Origin of the sequence: Rhodococcus gordoniae (genome assembly GCF_001646655.1) — a bacterium.
GTDB classification, from domain to species: Bacteria; Actinomycetota; Actinomycetes; order Mycobacteriales; family Mycobacteriaceae; genus Rhodococcus; species Rhodococcus gordoniae.
This window is the reverse complement of sequence record NZ_LPZN01000019.1, coordinates 40,158-56,944: the sequence shown is the minus strand read 5'-3', so window position 1 is coordinate 56,944 and position 16,787 is coordinate 40,158. Positions and strand designations below refer to the sequence as shown.

At 68.6% G+C, this 16,787-nt stretch carries 18 protein-coding genes; 10 read left to right on the top strand and 8 right to left on the bottom strand.

The features are described 5' to 3' along the window. Window positions 1-19 precede the first annotated feature (19 nt). From A8G18_RS11240 to A8G18_RS11230, 3 genes are read left to right on the top strand one after another with little or no spacing between them, the layout of a single operon-like run. Window positions 20-466 carry an FAS1-like dehydratase domain-containing protein gene (locus A8G18_RS11240; RefSeq protein ID WP_016931606.1) on the top strand — a complete coding sequence of 149 codons (447 nt, stop codon included), beginning with the start codon at window positions 20-22 and terminating at the stop codon, window positions 464-466. After that, a complete protein-coding gene (locus A8G18_RS11235) occupies window positions 463-900 on the top strand; it encodes a MaoC/PaaZ C-terminal domain-containing protein (protein ID WP_016931607.1) in 438 nt (145 codons plus the stop codon). Before A8G18_RS11240 ends, A8G18_RS11235 begins: the two co-directional genes overlap by 4 nt. Before the next feature lie 56 nt (window positions 901-956). After that, window positions 957-2,066, top strand: a complete 1,110-nt coding sequence (locus tag A8G18_RS11230; RefSeq protein WP_064063938.1) for a PQQ-dependent sugar dehydrogenase — start codon at window positions 957-959, stop codon at window positions 2,064-2,066. A gap of 3 nt (window positions 2,067-2,069) precedes the next feature. Here the strand turns inward: A8G18_RS11230 and A8G18_RS11225 are convergent, their stop codons facing one another. Genes A8G18_RS11225 through A8G18_RS11215 form a run of 3 tightly spaced genes read right to left on the bottom strand, consistent with a single transcriptional unit; the run spans window position 2,070 to window position 4,475 of the window. Next, window positions 2,070-2,522 (bottom strand): MaoC family dehydratase, encoded by a 453-nt coding sequence (locus A8G18_RS11225; protein ID WP_064063937.1) that lies wholly within the window; start codon window positions 2,520-2,522, stop codon window positions 2,070-2,072. Between the two features lie 28 nt (window positions 2,523-2,550). After that, window positions 2,551-3,297 carry a GntR family transcriptional regulator gene (locus tag A8G18_RS11220; protein WP_064063936.1) on the bottom strand — a complete coding sequence of 249 codons (747 nt, stop codon included), beginning with the start codon at window positions 3,295-3,297 and terminating at the stop codon, window positions 2,551-2,553. 26 nt (window positions 3,298-3,323) lie between these two features. After that, window positions 3,324-4,475 carry an acyl-CoA dehydrogenase family protein gene (locus tag A8G18_RS11215; RefSeq protein ID WP_064063935.1) on the bottom strand — a complete coding sequence of 384 codons (1,152 nt, stop codon included), beginning with the start codon at window positions 4,473-4,475 and terminating at the stop codon, window positions 3,324-3,326. Window positions 4,476-4,715: 240 nt separating this feature from the next. Here A8G18_RS11215 and A8G18_RS11210 point away from each other — a divergent pair, with 240 nt between their 5' ends. Both A8G18_RS11210 and A8G18_RS11205 read left to right on the top strand, forming a co-directional pair. Further along, a complete protein-coding gene (locus tag A8G18_RS11210; protein ID WP_064063934.1) occupies window positions 4,716-5,567 on the top strand; it encodes an HpcH/HpaI aldolase/citrate lyase family protein in 852 nt (283 codons plus the stop codon). A 5-nt stretch (window positions 5,568-5,572) separates the two neighbouring features. After that, window positions 5,573-6,640, top strand: a complete 1,068-nt coding sequence (locus tag A8G18_RS11205) for a MaoC family dehydratase (RefSeq protein ID WP_064063933.1) — start codon at window positions 5,573-5,575, stop codon at window positions 6,638-6,640. 69 nt (window positions 6,641-6,709) lie between these two features. Here A8G18_RS11205 and A8G18_RS11200 read toward each other — a convergent pair whose 3' ends face one another. Then, window positions 6,710-7,123 carry a hypothetical protein gene (locus tag A8G18_RS11200; protein ID WP_064063972.1) on the bottom strand — a complete coding sequence of 138 codons (414 nt, stop codon included), beginning with the start codon at window positions 7,121-7,123 and terminating at the stop codon, window positions 6,710-6,712. Window positions 7,124-7,166: 43 nt separating this feature from the next. After that, on the bottom strand, window positions 7,167-8,216 hold the full coding sequence (locus tag A8G18_RS11195; protein WP_026002749.1) for an enoyl-CoA hydratase/isomerase family protein: 1,050 nt from the start codon (window positions 8,214-8,216) through the stop codon (window positions 7,167-7,169). A gap of 58 nt (window positions 8,217-8,274) precedes the next feature. Here A8G18_RS11195 and A8G18_RS11190 point away from each other — a divergent pair, with 58 nt between their 5' ends. From A8G18_RS11190 to A8G18_RS11175, 4 genes are all read left to right on the top strand, one after another. Next, the gene (locus tag A8G18_RS11190) at window positions 8,275-9,498 is read left to right on the top strand and encodes a CoA transferase (RefSeq protein WP_064063932.1); all 1,224 of its coding nucleotides are present in this window, start codon (window positions 8,275-8,277) and stop codon (window positions 9,496-9,498) included. Further along, window positions 9,495-10,889, top strand: coding sequence for an amidohydrolase family protein (locus A8G18_RS11185; RefSeq protein ID WP_064063931.1), 1,395 nt, complete (start codon window positions 9,495-9,497; stop codon window positions 10,887-10,889). The genes A8G18_RS11190 and A8G18_RS11185 overlap by 4 nt, the downstream gene beginning before the upstream one ends. Window positions 10,890-11,002: 113 nt before the next feature. Next, window positions 11,003-11,632, top strand: coding sequence for a helix-turn-helix domain-containing protein (locus A8G18_RS11180; RefSeq protein ID WP_064063930.1), 630 nt, complete (start codon window positions 11,003-11,005; stop codon window positions 11,630-11,632). A 26-nt stretch (window positions 11,633-11,658) separates the two neighbouring features. Then, the gene (locus A8G18_RS11175; protein ID WP_064063929.1) at window positions 11,659-12,129 is read left to right on the top strand and encodes a hotdog fold domain-containing protein; all 471 of its coding nucleotides are present in this window, start codon (window positions 11,659-11,661) and stop codon (window positions 12,127-12,129) included. 75 nt (window positions 12,130-12,204) lie between these two features. On the opposite strand, the gene A8G18_RS11170 is transcribed toward A8G18_RS11175, so the two are convergent. From A8G18_RS11170 to A8G18_RS11160, 3 genes are read right to left on the bottom strand one after another with little or no spacing between them, the layout of a single operon-like run. Beyond that, a complete protein-coding gene (locus A8G18_RS11170) occupies window positions 12,205-13,275 on the bottom strand; it encodes a 2-oxoacid:ferredoxin oxidoreductase subunit beta (protein WP_064063928.1) in 1,071 nt (356 codons plus the stop codon). Further along, window positions 13,272-15,206, bottom strand: coding sequence for a 2-oxoacid:acceptor oxidoreductase subunit alpha (locus A8G18_RS11165; protein ID WP_064063927.1), 1,935 nt, complete (start codon window positions 15,204-15,206; stop codon window positions 13,272-13,274). Before A8G18_RS11165 ends, A8G18_RS11170 begins: the two co-directional genes overlap by 4 nt. A 58-nt stretch (window positions 15,207-15,264) precedes the next feature. Further along, the gene (locus tag A8G18_RS11160) at window positions 15,265-15,978 is read right to left on the bottom strand and encodes a dienelactone hydrolase family protein (protein WP_064063926.1); all 714 of its coding nucleotides are present in this window, start codon (window positions 15,976-15,978) and stop codon (window positions 15,265-15,267) included. Between the two features lie 114 nt (window positions 15,979-16,092). On the opposite strand from A8G18_RS11160, the gene A8G18_RS11155 reads away from it, so the two are divergent. Beyond that, the gene (locus A8G18_RS11155; protein ID WP_064063925.1) at window positions 16,093-16,785 is read left to right on the top strand and encodes an SDR family NAD(P)-dependent oxidoreductase; all 693 of its coding nucleotides are present in this window, start codon (window positions 16,093-16,095) and stop codon (window positions 16,783-16,785) included. The last annotated feature ends 2 nt before the right edge of the window (window positions 16,786-16,787 follow it).

The window sequence follows — 16,787 nt, the reverse complement described above, 5'->3', positions numbered from 1 at the left end:
ACGCCGTTAGGCTGCGTTGATGCCGCTGAACGCCGACCTCGCCGGACGCATTTTTCCGCCGACGTCCTATCTCGTCGGCCGGGAGAAGATCCGGGAATTCGCCCGCGCCGTCCGATCGACGCATCCGATTCATCTCGACCCGGAGGCAGCCCGAGCCGCCGGCTTCACCGATGTCGTGGCTCCCACGACCTTCACCACCGTCGTCCAGAGCCCTTCGGTGACGCAGCTTCTGGAGTCGCCGGGTACCGGTCTCGAGCTGCACCGGGTGGTGCACGGATCGGAGAAGGTCGAGCACCGGCGCCCGATCGTGGCCGGCGACGATCTCACCACGACGCTCACCATCACGGAGGTCACCGAACGCGCCGGCAGCCACATCCTGTCCACGGTCTGCGAGATCCGGGACCACACGGGCGATCTGGTCGCGGTGGTCACGTCGACATTGCTTCACCGAGGAGACGACGCATGACACTCGGCACCGCACGACGATTCGACGAGCTCGAGGCCGGTGCGATCATCGCGAAGACCGAACTGACGGTGACCCGCAACGACCTGGTTCGCTACGCCGGAGCCTCGGGCGACTTCAACCCGATCCACTACGACGACGCCGTCGCTGCCGGTGAGGGGCTCCCCGGAGTGCTCTGTCAGGGAATGCTCACCGCAGCCCTCGCCCTGCAGACCGTCACGGAGTGGCTCGGGGATCCCACCGCGGTCGTCTCCTACGAGACACGGTTCACGCGCCCCGTGGTGGTCGACCCGATGCACGGTGCCGTCCTGTCGGTGTCTGCGAAGGTCGGCCACCTCGACGAGGCGGAGCGCACCGCACGCATCGATATCACGGTATCCGTCGACGACAGGCGGGTGCTCGGCCGGACCCAGGTCCGGCTCGCGTTCTCGTCCTGACGTCGAGCACCGGGAATTCGCCGGCGGAACGGACCTCGGCAAGAGAGGATCGACCCATGCCACGGACATTTCTCGCGAGCTTGGTCGCCGCAGCAACAGCCGTGCATCTCGGGGCATGCGCGTCCCCGTCGAGTCCGTCCGTCGACGAGGGCACCGCCCGAGTGAGCCGTACCGTCGCCGAGCCATCGACGCCCGGGGCGGGCACTCCGCGCGTGACCGGCATCGTCGCGTCCGGTCTCGACACTCCGTGGGGAGTTGCTTTTCTTCCCGGTGGTTCTGCACTGGTGACCGAACGCAACACCGGCCGGATCGTCGAGATCAGCGAGGGCGCGACCCGCGAGGTGGGCCGCATCGACGACACGCTCGCACAGGGCGAATCGGGACTGCTGGGGATCGCGGTCTCCCCGACCTTCGACACCGACCGATTCGTGTACCTGTATGTCACCACCGACAGCGACAACCGGGTACTGCGCACCACCTTCGACGGCACCGCCCTCGCAGAACCGGAGGTGATCCACGACGGCATCCCGGCCGGCCGGATCCACGACGGCGGGCGGATGATCTTCGGCCCCGACGGGATGCTGTACGTCGCCACCGGCGAAGCGGGCGAGCGCGAACTCGCCCAGGATCCGGAATCGCTGGGCGGCAAGATTCTTCGCATCACCGGCGACGGCGAGCCGGCACCCGGCAACCCCGATCCGGCGTCGCCGGTGTACTCGCTCGGCCACCGCAACGTGCAGGGACTCGCGTTCGACGACCGGGGACGGTTGTGGGCGTCGGAGTTCGGGCAGAACGACGTCGACGAGTTGAATCTCGTGACGGCCGGAGCGAACTACGGCTGGCCCGCGATCGAGGGAATGGGTGGCTCCGACGAATTCGTCGATCCGGTACTCACCTGGCCGGTCTCGGAAGCGTCCCCGTCCGGGCTGGCGTGGTTCGACGGCAGTCTGTGGATGGCGGGTCTGCGTGGAGAACGGTTGTGGCGGATCGGCGTCGGAGACGCCGGGGCAGAGACCGTCACCAGCCTTCTCCGCGGTGAATACGGGAGGCTGCGGACCGTCGTCGCCGCGCCGGACGGTTCTCTGTGGCTGACGACGTCCAACCGGGACGGTCGCGGCAGCCCGGCCGACGACGACGATCGCATCCTCCGGATCGAGATCTCCTGACGATCAGGGAACGAGAACGACGACCGTCTCGGCGACCAGCGCCGGACGCTCCCCACCCTCGATCTCGATGGTGTATCCGACCACGAGGTTCGCGCCCTTGGTGGTGCGCTCGAGCGACGTGAACTCCACACCGGCACGGATCCGCGAACCGACGGGGACCGGCGCGGGGTAACGAACCTTGTTGCTGCCGTAGTTGACCTTCATCTTCAGCCCTTCGAGGGAGAAGATCTGGGTGCCGAGGACCGGCAGCAGCGACAGGGTCAGGTAGCCGTGGGCGATGGTCCTGCCGTACGGGCCGTCCTCGGCACGCTCCGGGTCGACGTGGATCCACTGGTGATCGCCGGTGGCTTCGGCGAACAGGTCGATCCGCTTCTGGTCGATCTCGAGCCAGTCGCTGTGACCCAGGTGCTCGCCGACGGCCTTCTCGACCTCGTCGATTCCGTTGAAAACCCGCATTGTTGCTCCTGTCGATGTGCGGCGACGATCAGAGACCGGCTCGCCGGAGGGTGACGCGGTAGGTGTAGTGCTCGGGCAGAAAGTAACTCACCGACAGCTCGGTGAGGGCCCCGGCGTCGTCCGAGTACAACCGGTCGACGCGCAGTAGCGGATGCCCCACGGCACAGTTCAATTCCGTCGCCACCTGTTCGGTGGCGAGGGCGACCGTGATGGACTGTGCGGCTTCGACGATGGGACTGTCGAGATGGGGTTCGAGCAGGCCGATCATCGTGTTCCGGCTCGACGCGCCCGCGTGCAACTCGGGCGAATCGAGCACGTGTGCCGCGACGTGCTCGGGCAGATGAACGGTGGTGAGGACGAACGGGATTCCGTCGTGCAGACGCTTGAACACCGCGGTGTACAGCACGTCGGTGTCGAGGCGGAGCCGGCTCGCGGCATCGATGTCGACTCCGCGCCGCAACGGCGAGACGATCTGCATGACCGTATCGGCCGACAGAGCGAGCAGATCCTCGATCGAGCCGAGCTGGCGCCGATAGCGCCGGCCCGACTCGTTCGCGAAGGTGCCGCGTCCGGGCACGCGGTAGACGATGCCGTCGGCGACGAGATCCTGGAAGGCACGGCGCACCGTCTGCCGGCTCACCCCGTGTTCCTCGGCGAGTTCGGCTTCCGTGGGCAGCCGAGTGCCGTCGCTGTACCGTCCCGCCTCCACGGCCTCCCGGAGCAGGCGCGCGAGTTGCGCGTAGGCCGGTTCCGTTTCCCGCACCTTGTAGTCCATGACGGACCGATCCTAGCGGCCGGTCGTCACAGTCCGCCGCGTGCTACGAGCTGGCTCGCGATGACGTTGCGCTGGATCTCGTTGGTGCCCTCGCCGACGATCATCAGCGGTGCGTCGCGGAAGTAGCGCTCGACGTCGTACTCGGTGGAGTAGCCGTAACCGCCGTGGATGCGCACCGCGTTCAGGGCGATCTCCATCGCGATCTCCGAGCAGTACAGCTTGGCCATGCCGGCCTCCATGTCGCATCGCTCGCCGCTGTCGTACTTCTCCGCCGCGTAGCGCGCCAGCTGGCGGGCGGCAGTGAGCTTGGTGGCCATCTCGGCCAGGTAGTTGCCGATGGACTGGTGCTTCCAGATCGGCCGGCCGAAGCTCTCGCGCTGTTGCGCGTAGGCGAGCGAATCCTCGAGCGCGGCGGTTGCGACACCGAGGGCGCGGGAGGCAACCTGCAGGCGACCGGTCTCGAGGCCCTTCATCATGTGGGCGAAGCCCCTGCCGGGCTCGCCGCCGAGGATCGCGTCGGCGGAGATGCGGTAGTTGTCGAAGCTCAGCTCGCACGATTCGACGCCCTTGTAGCCGAGCTTGGGCAAATCGCGCGAGACGATCAATCCCGGACCGTGCTCGACGAGCACGACGGAGATGCCCTTGTGGCGCGGCTGCGCGGTCGGGTCGGTCTTGCACAACAACGCGATCAGCCCCGAGCGACGCGCATTGGTGATCCACGTCTTCGCACCGTTGATCACCAGTTCGTCGCCGTCCCGCTTGGCGGTGGTGGTCATCGCCTGCAGGTCCGAACCGCCGCCGGGCTCCGTGAGCGCCATCGTCGCGCGGATCTCGCCGGTGGCGAGCCGGGGCAGGTACTTGCTCTTCTGCTCCTCGGTGCCGAACAGGGTCAGCAGCTTGGCGACGACGGTGTGCCCGCCCATCGCACCCGACAGCGACATCCATCCGCGGGCGAGTTCCTCGGTGACCTGGACGTAGCAGGGCATCGACACCGGCGATCCGCCGTACTCCTCCGGCACGGCGAGCCCGTAGATGCCGATCTGCTTCATCTGCTCGATCCACTTCTCGGGGTACTCGCCTGCGTGCTCGACCTCCTGCACCGACGGCTTGACCTCCCGATCGATGAAGTCGCGGACTGTCTCGACCAGAAAGGTCTCTTCGTCGTTCAGGTAGCTCACGGGCGATCCTTCGCTGGGGACGGGCCACGCGGACCCGGGAAACTTTGTACGGCCATTTTGTGGACGAGGTTCCGGTGTTGTCAACGCGAACACCGCCATTCGACGCCGTGATTGCAGAGTTTTCGGTGATTCGAACGACTGCACCTTCCTATGACCACACCCTCCCGAGGGGTGGCATGTCACCAACAATGGCCGTACATTTAGCGCCGTCATTGCCGACCGAACTTCCCCGAGGTCCCCGTGTCTTCCGAGCAACACCTCCGCCGGCGCGCCGTTCTCGTCGCCCCCGGCTCCGACGAACGCAAAGCCGGTAAGGCCCTCGCCTCCGCCGCCGACGAGGTCGTCCTCGACCTCGAGGACGCCGTCACCACCGCACAGAAGGACGCCGCCCGCGAACTCGTGGCTCCACTGGTCCGCGAACACGGTGCCGCGCGCACTGTCTCCGTCCGCATCAACGGTCGCGGCACCCCCTGGTTCGAGGACGATCTGCGCGCCTGCGCCGCGCTCGGCGACGCCCTCTCCTCGATCGTGATCCCCAAGGTCGAGAGCGCCGACGATCTCGCCGAGGCCGACCGCATCCTCGGGACCGATTCGGCCGTCCCGGTGCAGGCCCTCATCGAGACACCCGCCGGCGTCCAGCGCATCGACGAGATCGTTGCCGGACCCCGGGTGGCCGGCGTGATCATCGGCTACGCCGACCTCGGCGCCTCCCTGGGCCGCGCCCGTACCGCCGCGCCCGAGCACTGGCTGTACGTGCAGGACCGCGTGTTGCACGCCGCGCGGGCCGCCGGCGTCCAGGCCATCGACGGACCGTTCCTCGGCATCGCCGACGACGACGCCTTCCGTCGTTCGGCGCAGTGGGTCGCCGATCTCGGATTCGACGGCAAGTGGGTCATTCATCCGGCGCAGATCACCTCCGCCGCAGCGGCCTTCACCCCCACGGACGATCAGGTCGACGCCGCCCGCAAGGTCCTCGCCGCACTCGAGGAAGCCGAGAACCGCGGCGCCGGAGCCGCTCGGCTCGACGGCCGGATGCTCGACGAGGCCGTCGCCGTCGCCGCCCGCCGCACCCTGTCGAAGATCGGAGCCTGACAACCATGACCACTTCGTACGTCGGCGGACCCTGCTTCGACGAACTGACCGTCGGACAGGTCTTCGACACCGCCCCCGCCGTGACACTCACCGACGGTCTCGCCGCCGCGCACCAGAGCATTCTCGGTGACCGCCTGCGCCTTCCGCTCGACAAGCACCTGTCCGCTGCCGTCGCGGGCGGACCGGTCGCCCATCCCGGCTTCGTCACCGACATCGCGATCGGCCAGTCCACGCTCGTCACGCACCACGTCAAGGCCAATCTCTTCTACCGCGGCCTGCGTTTCCATCGCTTCCCCCACATCGGCGACACCCTCTACACGACCACGGAAGTCGTGGGCCTGAAGGAGAATTCGGCGAAGCCCGGCCGGAAGCCCACCGGTCTTGCGGCGCTGCGCATGAACACCGTCGACCAGGACGGCCACACCGTCCTCGACTTCTACCGCTGCGCGATGCTGCCGCTGAGCGAGAATCCCGACCCCGACCGCGTCGTGTACTCCGACGATCTGTCGGCCATCGGACCCCAGGACGAGCCGCAGTGGTCGGCACCCGCCGACTGGGATCTGGGCGTCTACCGGTCGAAGGTGCCGGGCGAGCACTTCGACAAGGCCCTCGCCGGCGCCGTGCTGCAGTCCAGCGGCGACGTCGTCTCGAGCGCACCGGAACTCGCGCGCCTGAGCCTCAACATCGCGGCAACGCACCACGACGAGCGGGTCGGCGTGTCGGGTCGTCTCGTGTACGGCGGACACACCATCGGTCTGGCGTTCTCCCAGGCGACCCGCGCCCTGCCGAATCTCGTGACGGTGTTGGGCTGGAAGTCGTGCGACCACACCGGGCCGGTACAGGAGGGCGACACCCTCACCAGCGACCTGCACGTCGAATCCGCCGAACCCCTCGCCGAGGGTGGTGGCGTGTTGAACCTGCGGTCGCTCGTCTACGCGCACCGCGGCGGTGCCGCGAATGGTGACCGCGGCGGTGCCGCGAATGGTGACCGCGGCGGTGCCGCGAATGGTGACCGCGGCGGTGCCGAACCGGCACCGGTCCTGGATTGGCGGTTCACCGCACTCATGGCCTGACGGCCACAGTCGAGACCGACGTCGTGCGCGAAATCTTCCGGGAAATCGCACACCACGTCGGTGTCGTCGTTACGCATCGACGCGTTTGACGAGGCGCTCGTAGCGCTGCCGGGCAGCCTGAATGCTTCCCAGGCCGAGGCCGAACGCAATCTCCTGCCAGGTCATCCCACGCTCGCGCGCGATGCGGAGGATCAGCGCCTCGAGTTGGTCCATCTCGGCGCGCGCCTTGGGGACGAGGCCCAGCGCGGCGACGACGTCGGCATCGTCGACGTCGGGTTCGTCGGGACCGGGACTGTGCACGCCGCCCGCCAGTGCAGCGACGAGACGGATGGCGCCGAGCGGGTCGAGCATCTCGGGGTGCGACTGCCGTGCCCGTTGCTCGGGAGTGCTGCCGTGCCGTTCGGCGATCCGGAACAGCCCCGCGTACTCACGGTGGGCGCGTTCGCGACTCGGATTCGGTGGGGTGAAGCCGTCCTCGGGCATGATCCCAGGATGGCGTGTGAACAACTCATTGTCAACAATTTGTTCACATGCTGCGGATTTCGTCCACCAATCCCCAGTCGAGTGCACGGGAGACGTCGAGGGGCGCAGCCGTGACGAACAGGTGCAGCGACCGCCACCTGCCGATCCGTCGCGGAATGCTGACCGTTCCCCCGGCCCCGGGGATGAGGCCCATCGAGACCTCCGGGAGGCGGAAGACCGTGTCGGGAGTCGCGACCACCCGTCCCGCGAAGGCCGGGATCTCGATCCCCGCGCCGATGCAGTGACCGTGCAACCGCACCTCGATGCGACCGGCGAGCTGCGCGACGAGACGCCCCGCTCCCCCGCGTGTGCGGACGAAGTGCGCGAGCGTGATGTCGGGCGTGCGACCGAACTCGTCGAGATCACCGCCGGCGCAGAACGACGATCCCGCCCCGTCGAGCACCACCCGTTCGATGCTGTCGTCGAGGGTCGCGAGTCGCAATGCGTCGACCAGGGCGTCGCGCAGCACCGTTCCGTAGGCGTTGCGGCGCTCGGACCGGTTGAGCGTGATGTGCAAGAGGTCGCCGTCGCGCGCGATCAGCACCGGTTCGTCCGAGGGCGGCGGCAGGGGACGCGGGCCGCGTCCGGCGAGCCACGCGGCGAACTCTGGCCCGCCCTGCAGCGTCGAGTAGGCGAGCGACTCCACGTCGATCGCTTCCGGCACCGCGAGCGTCTCCGACGCCCGCACGACCTGCCGTGCCACCAGCGCGGCCTGCGGGTTCGCGGCGACCGCCTCGGCAAAGGCGGCGATGCTCGCATCCGGGTCCGGTGTCTCCACCACGCCACGGGATTGCGCGACCGGCGCGTAGGTGAGGTCGAGCGCGTCGATCAACGGACGAACCTCGGCGGGGATCTTGCGGGTCGCGCGGCCGACGAGGATCCGATCGGCCAGTGCGGCCTGTTCGACGGCACGTTCGATCAGGGGAACGCCTGCGTCGAGGTCGACGACGACCATCGGCCGGGACACGGCACCGCCCTCACCGAGAAGGGGCTCTCCCGCCACGCCGTTCGTCAGGTCCGCAGCAGAGACAAGCATCGCTCGTGCCGTATCCATGTGGTCCGTCCTTGTACTCCGCCAGGCCCCATCCGGCACGAAATGTAACATCACGGTCGTGGCCACCGACCTCGCCGCAGACCCGGCACGCGACTGGGCCCACAGCGGAATTGCCTCTCTGACCGGCAGAGTCGACGGTCCCCCACTGCTCCCTCCTGGCCGCGCCGCCACCGTCGCCCGCGAACGCTCCGCGTGGATCGCCACCGCCTCCGGTGGGGTCGTCGATGTCGACGGCGCGCGTCTGCTGTCCGAACGCGCAGCGTTCACCGGTCATCGTCGCGGCGGAGCGGTCTCCGCCGGAGGTGCGTGTCGCCTGTTGCCGACGATCGACGGCTGGGCGTCGGTCTCGTGCGCGCGTCCCGATGACCCGCTCCTGCTCGGCGCCCTGATCAGCGCGGAGATCCCCGACGATCCGTGGCCCGCTGTCGCTGACTGGCTCGTCGAACACACCGGGGCGGAGCTCGCCGAGCGAGCCGAACTGCTCGGGATCGCGGCGGGCCCGGTCGTCCACGGTGTGGCCGCTCCCCTGACGCCGGTGGAACCCCGCGCGGTCGACGGGTTGCTCGTCGTCGACTTCAGTGCGTTGTGGGCCGGCCCGCTGTGTGCGCACCTGCTCGGTCTTGCCGGTGCGCGCGTCGTCAAGGTCGAGACGCCGTCGCGGCCGGACGGTGCGCGTCGCGGCAATGCCGACTTCTACCGACTCCTGCACGGCGGGCACGAATCCGTCGTGCTCGACCCGAACGATGCCACACAGCGACGCGAACTCGCGGACCTGGTGGCAGCGGCCGACATCGTGGTCGAGGCGTCGCGACCGCGGGCGCTCGCCGGTTTCGGACTCGATGCTGCGAAGGCCGTGGACGACGGCACCACGTGGGTCTCGATCACCGCACACGGACGGGATTCGCACCGAGTGGGTTTCGGCGACGACATCGCCGCCTCCGCCGGATTGATCGCGTACGACGCGGAGGGTCCCGCCTTCGTCGGCGATGCGATCGCCGATCCCCTCACGGGTCTCACCGCCGCAGCTCTGGCCATGTCGACACCACCCGACGGACGCGGAAAGCTCTGGGACATCTCGATGTCCGCTGTCGTCGCGGCGACTCTCGACGAACCCACGACCATCTCGCAACCCGCCATCCGCGACGGCGAGCAGTGGGTGCTGCAGACAGCGGACGGTGTCGTTGCGGTCGCCGAACCGCAGAAGCGTGAAATCTCCGGTGAGGTCGCCGAATCCGGGCGCGATACCCAGCGAGTACTCGCCGATCTGGGCATCCGGCCGTGAGCGTCCTCGTTGTACGCGACCTCGAGGTCGACGGCGTCGGTGGAATCGATGTCCTCATCCGCGACGGAGTCGTCACAGCACTCGGGACGGACGTGCCGGTGCCCGTGTCTGCGGACGTCATCGACGGTCGTGGAGGCGCACTGCTTCCGGGCCTGCACGACCATCACATCCACCTGCACGCCCTCACGGCCGACCGCGCGTCGGTCCGCTGCGGTCCTCCTGCTGTCCGCACTGCCGACGACCTCGCCCGCGCACTCGCAACCGCGGCCGGCGGCGGATGGATCCGGGGTGTCGGGTACTCGGAAGATGTTGCGGGTCTGTTGGATCTGAATTCTCTCGACGCACTGCACGCCGAGTGTCCCGTGCGCATCCAACATCGAAGCGGCGCAGTGTGGTTCCTGAACTCCACCGCCGCCGCACTCACGAGCCTCGGAACGGCCGATCACCCCGGCGTAGAACGCGACGAGAAGGGACGGCCGACGGGGCGGGTGTGGCGCGCCGACACATGGCTCCGCGACCGGCTACCCGATACCGGCCCACCGTCGCTCGCAGATGTGGGCGCCGAACTGGCGTCCTACGGCATCACCGGCCTCACCGACGCGACACCCGACCTCACCCCGTCGACCCTCGAACACCTCCGCGCTTCCCACGTCGACGGATCAATCCCGCAACACATCCGACTTCTCGGTGCACCACTCGATTTCGCCGGATCCGAGACGTTCGCCGCAGGCCCGTACAAGATTGTGCTCGCCGACTCCGGGCTGCCCGACCTCGACGACCTCGCGGCGACGATCCACCGCGCCCACGCTGCGGGTCGCGCGGTGGCCGTGCACTGCGCCAGTCGCGAGGCGTTCGCGATCCTGCTCGCCGTCCTCATCGAGGTGGGCACCGTCCCCGGCGACCGCATCGAGCACGGCGCGCTCATCCCGGCCGAGTCGATCGACGACCTGTGTCGTCTCGGCCTGCAGGTGGTCACCCAGCCCGGCTTCCTCGCCGACCGCGGCGACGCCTATCTCCGCGACGTGCCCGCCGTCGACCTGCCCGACCTCTATCGCTGCCGAAGCCTCCTCGACGGCGACGTGCCGGTCGCGCTGTCCAGCGACGCCCCCTACGGCCCGGTCGACCCGTGGACGGTGATCTCCGCCGCGGCCTCCCGCGCGTGCCCGACCGGTGACGTCGTCGGAGTGGACGAACGCATCCCCGCCGCGACCGCCCTCGACCGGTATCTGGCCCCGCTCGACGACCCCGGTGGCGCTGCCCGTCGCGTGCGGGTCGGCGCGCCGGCCGATCTCGTCCTGCTCGCCCGCCCCCTGGTCGACGTCCTCGCAGCACCCACCGCAGAGATGGTCCGCGCGACCGTCATCGCCGGTCGCGTCGTCCACCACGCCTGACCCGCTACAACGTCGGTCATCCGCTACAACGATTGCCGTAGCGGATGACCAGGGCGGTAGCGGATCCACCTGTATCGTTATTCCAGAGCGCGCGCTCTGTTATTGTCTCGATCATGGCGCGCACACGCACCCACGACCTGGACCGACTGATGGATGCAGCCGAAGCGCTCGCGGTGGAGTCCGGCCCCACAGCCGTCACCGTCCGGGCACTCTCCGAGGCGACGTCGGTGTCCAACGGCGCGATCTACCACGCCTTCGGGTCGCGAGCAGGACTGATGGGGCACGTCTGGCTGCGCGCGGCCCGGCGCTTCCTCGATCTGCAACGAGACGCCGTCGACCGCGCACTCACAACCGGGTCGGCGCCGCAGAACGCAGTCGAGGCCGTCGTCGCCGCTGCGGATGCGCCCGCCGAGTATTCGATCCGCTACCCCGTCTCCGGACACTTCCTCCTCGCCGTACGTCGCGCGGACGTCCTCGGTTCCGGCGACGTCCCGAACGACGTCGCCACACAATTGAACGCCCTCGACGACGCACTCACGACCCTGTTCGTTCGACTCACCCGCGGCGTATGGGACCGCGCCGATCGCGAAGCGGTGGCGGTGATCCGCGACTGCGTCGTCGAGCTCCCCGCCGCCCTGCTCCTGCGGGGACGACGGGACCCCACTCCCGCCGTGCGCGACCGCCTCGCCGCGGCCGTCCGAGCCGTTCTCGCCCTCACCCCACCCGATCCGGCACCACGCTGATCACCCGACCGACAAGGACATCCGTCATGACGACCAACCTCGACATCTGGAACAGACTGCAGCGCGTGCCGTTCGGGAACTGGCTGTTCACCCAGGCAGTGTGTTTCAAGGCGCCCTACTTCCGCAGCATCCATCCCCTCATCCACGAACTGCGGCCGGGCCTGTGCCGGGTCACCGCACCGAATCGGCGCAGCGTGCACAACCACCTCGGCACCTATCACGCGATCGCGTCGTGCAACATGGCCGAGATCGCCGGCGGCATGATGACCGACGCCACCGTCCCCGCCACCCACCGCTGGATCCCCGTCGGGATGACCGTGGAGTACAAGTCGAAGGCGACCACCGCCGTCACCGCCGTCGCCCGGCTCGACGACGTCCCGGACTTCCCCGACGAGCCCACCGAACTCATCGTCCCCGTGGATGTCTCGGATGCCGACGGCAAGGTCTTCGTCACGGCGCGCATCACCATGAATGTCTCGCCGAAACCCCGCCGATAGACATCCGCTACAGCGTCGGTCATCCGCTACAACAATTGCCGTAGCGGATGACCGGGACGGTAGCGGATACAGGCCTCAGGGCACGGTCCACGTGTTGTCACCCCGCAGCAACTGCTGCAGGTCGGCGGTGCCGGACTCCTGCGCGGCCCGCACCCGGGCGCGCTCGGCGTCGTCGTAGGTCGTCCGCCCGACCTGCCGCACGATTCCCGTGACGACGTGGCGAAGACCCTGGTCCGACAGGCGCGACAGTGCGTACGCGTACTCGGGGTCGTCGGTGTGCGCGTCGTGCACGACGATGTCGTCGGCGGCGACCTCGGCGCGCTGCGCCACCCGCACGCCGAAACCTCTTCTGACGACGCACAGCTCGTCGTCGGTTCCGAAGATGATGGGTTCGCCGTGTCGCAGCGGGATGAGGTGCGACCGTGCTTCGTCCTTGCGCAGCACGTCGAACGATCCGTCGTTGAAGATCGGGCAGTCCTGCAGGATCTCGACGAAAGCCGCACCGCGGTGGTGTGCCGCCGCGCGCAGCACGTCCGTCAGACCGGCACGATCGGAATCCAGGGCGCGTGCCACGAAGCTCGCCTCGGCACCGAGTGCGAGCGACAAGGTGTTGAACGGAGCGTCGACCGAGCCCGAGGGCGACGACTTGGTGACCTTGCCGACCTCCGAGGTCGGCGAGTACTGGCCCTTGGTGAGTCCGTAGATCCGGTTGTTGAACAACAGAATCCGCATGTTCACGTTGCGGCGTAAGGCGTGGACGAGGTGGTTGCCGCCGATCGACAGGGCGTCGCCGTCGCCGGTCACGACCCAGACCGACAGATCCGGGCGGGTGACCGCGAGTCCGGTCGCGAGCGTCGGCGCGCGTCCGTGGATCGAGTGCACACCGTAGGTGTCGAGATAATAGGGGAACCGCGACGAGCATCCGATGCCGGAGACGAACACGAGATTCTCACGCCGGACACCCAATTCGGGAAGCAGACTCCGCACCGTCGCGAGGATGACGTAGTCGCCGCAGCCCGGACACCACCGCACCTCCTGATCGGACGTGAAGTCCTTCGCCTTCTGCGGGTCGTCGGTGCGGGGCACACCCTCGAGCGCGTCGATGTGCGGGCGGAGTCCGAGATCGTGGCCGACGAGTCCGGTCATGCTCGTGCCCTCTCTGCTGTGGGGTCGAGTTTCGTCGACGAGGCGACCGCGTCCGGCGTCCGGGATCGTTCGGTGTCGGCGAGCGTTCCGGCGAATTCGGCTTCGATGGCGTCGTGGAGCTCGTCGGCGCGGAACGCCATGCCCGATACCTTCGTCACCGGCTGGATGTCGGCGTCGAACCGAGACCGCAGCAGGAACGACAGCTGACCCAGGTTCATCTCCGGGACGAGCACGCGCCGGTAGCGGCCGAGCACGTCACCGAGGTTCTTCGGCATCGGCGCCAGATGACGTAGGTGCGCTCGGGCCACCCGGTGCCCGGCCCGTCGGGCACGGCGCACCGCCTCCCCGATCGGCCCGTACGACGATCCCCAGCCGAGCACCAGCACCTCGGCGTCACCGGTGGGGTCGTCGACCCCGAGATCCGGGACGTCGATGCCGGCCACCCGCGCGACCCGCAGCCGGGTCATCAACTCGTGGTTGGTGTGGTGGTACGAGATGTCGCCCGTTCCGTCGGCCTTCTCGAGACCGCCGATCCGGTGCTCACGACCTGCGGTTCCGGGAATCGCCCAGTCGCGGGCGAGGGTGTCGGCACGGCGGGCGTAGGGCAGGTAGCCGGGGTCGTCGTCCTCCGGCGACTGTGCGAAGCGCGGGTCGATGCGCGGCAGATCGTCGATGTCGGGGATCCGCCACGGTTCGGATCCGTTGGCGATCGCGCCGTCGGACAACACCATGACCGGGGTGCGGTAGGTGATCGCGATGCGCGCGGCCTCGAGCGCCGCGTCGAAGCAGTCGGCGGGCGATTGCGGGGCGACGATCGCGACGGGCGATTCGCCGTTGCGCCCGAACATCGCCTGCATCAGGTCGGCCTGTTCGGTTTTCGTCGGCAGTCCCGTGGACGGTCCGCCGCGCTGGACGTCGACGACGATCAGCGGCAGTTCGGTCATCACCGCCAGGCCGATGGCCTCGGATTGCAGCGCGATTCCCGGACCGGAGGTGCTGGTGACGCCGAGCGCCCCGCCGTAGGACGCGCCGATCGCGGCACCGATGCCTGCGATCTCGTCCTCGGCCTGGAAGGTGTGCACACCGAAGTGTTCGAGCTTGCTCAGTTCGTGGAGGATGTCGGAGGCCGGGGTGATCGGATAGGTGCCGAGGAAGACGTCCATCGCCGCCGCGCGACCTGCCGCGACGAGACCGTAGGCGAGCGCGGTGTTGCCGGTGATCTGCCGGTATGTCCCGGACGGCAGCGACGCGCGCGCCACCTCGTAGGTCGTGGCGAACGCCTCGGTGGTCTCCCCGTAGTTCCATCCGGCACGCAGCGCGAGGACGTTCGCGTGGGCGATGTCGGGTTTCGACGCGAACTTGCGCTCGAGGAACGTCTCGACCGGCGCGATCGGACGCCCGTACATCCACGACAGGAGACCGAGCGCGAACATGTTCTTCGAGCGCTGCGCGTCCTTCTTGCCGACGCCGGCGGGTTCGACGGCACCGGCGGTGAGCGTGCTCATGGGCAGGGCATGGACGGTCAGATGCTCCACAGCGTCGGTGCCGAGCGGATCGGCGGCGTAACCCGCCTTGTTCAGGTTCCGTTTGGTGAATTCGTCGCTGTCGACGATGACGGTGCCACCCCGGGGCAGGTCGCCGACGTTGGCCTCGAAGGCCGCCGGGTTCATCGCGACCAGCACGTCGGGCCGGTCGCCGGCGGTGAGGATGTCGTGGTCGGCGATCTGGATCTGGAAGCTCGAGACTCCGGGAAGGGTGCCCCGGGGTGCGCGGATCTCGGCGGGGAAGTTGGGCTGGGTGGCCAGGTCGTTGCCGAAGGCGGCCGCCTCGGCGGTGAACCGGTCACCGGCGAGTTGCATGCCGTCGCCGGAGTCGCCGGCGATGCGGATGACGACCTGTTCGAGTTTCGCGCTCGACGCCATGCGCTCCATCGTGGCCCTCACGCGCCCATGTGCAACCGTTTCTCCCGAAAAATTCTGCCCATTCGCGTCAGGAGCGGACGGTATCCCCGATGAAGCTCAGCGCCTGGGGCCACGACACGGCGTAGGCATCGGCATTGACGGGATTGCCGTGCCGGCCACGGGAGGAGAAGCCGTGTTCGGCGCCCGGATAGACGTGAGTGAGGGTCGCGCCGGTCTCGCGCTGCTGCAGCGTCGCCTGCAGATTCGCGAAGGTCTCGGCGCTCATGATCGTGTCGGCGCCGGCGTGCAGCACCATGACGGGTGCCGCGACGCGACCTGCCTGCTCGACGGCGTCGATCGTGTGATTCGGGGCGGGCGGCACCGTGATCGACGGGTGGTAGGCCACCACGTTCGTGACTCGCGTGTCGCGGGCGCCGAGGATGAGGGCGAGGCGTCCGCCGAGGCACCATCCGATCACGCCGACCTTCTCCAGTCGGAGTTCACCGAACGCGTGGTCGAGCAGGGTCGCCATCTCCTCGAGGCTCTTCTCGTCGTCGAGACCACGCATCGACTCCGCGAGCGCCTCGCGCGAGGTGTCGTCGGCGCTCGGTCCGTGCCACGGGTCCCAGACGAGTGCGGTCACGCCGGTTCCGGCGATGTCGTGCGCATATTCGCGAACCTGGGCGTCGATGCCGGTGATCATGGGCAGCAGCAGCATTCCTCCGGTGGCACCGCCGAGCGGCCTGGCCAGATAGGCACGCAGGCCTGCGATGTGAACGAATTCCGCCTCGATGTCGTCCATCGGCCGTCCTTCCCCTTCCTCCGATTGTTCGTCATGATCTTCGTACGAAGCCGTCTCTCGTGCGGCGGGTTTTCGGAGCACGACAGACGGCACGCTCGAAAGGGATACAGGCACATGGCTCGCACCGTATTGGTCAGTGGTGGCACCGGCGGCCTCGGCAGCGCCGTGACGAAACATCTCCTCGACACCGGATGGCGGGTCGTGGTGCCGTGGCTGGTCCGCGACGAGCTCGAGCGCGTGGGCACGCATCCGAACCTGCGGCTCGTGCAGGCCGACCTCTCCGACGAGCAGCAGCTCGGGGACGCCCTGAACCTGGCGTGCGACGACCCCGACGCTCCCCTGTTCGGCGTCGTCAACCTCGTCGGCGGATTCACGTCCGGCCCGCGGGTGCACGAGACCCCGATCGAGGTGCTCGACTCCCAGCTCGATCTCAACCTGCGCACCGCCTATTCCGTCAGCCAGGCCGCACTGCCCCACCTGATCCACCGCGGCGGTGGATCGATCGTCTGTATCTCCACCGCCGCGACGCTCAGCCCCTTCCCGGGCGGCGCGTCCTACATCGCCTCGAAGGCTGCGGTCTCGGCGCTCGTCGAGACGATGGCACTCGAGTACCGCGACAACCACATCCGCGTCAACGCGCTGCTGCCCGTCGTCATCGACACCCCCGCCAATCGCGCCGCGATGCCCGACGCCGACACGAGCCGTTGGTCCAAACCGGCCGACATCGCGAAGGTCATCGAGTTCCTGATCTCCGATGCGGGTGCCTCGATCACCGGCGCCCTGATCCCCGTCACCAACGTCGGCTGAGC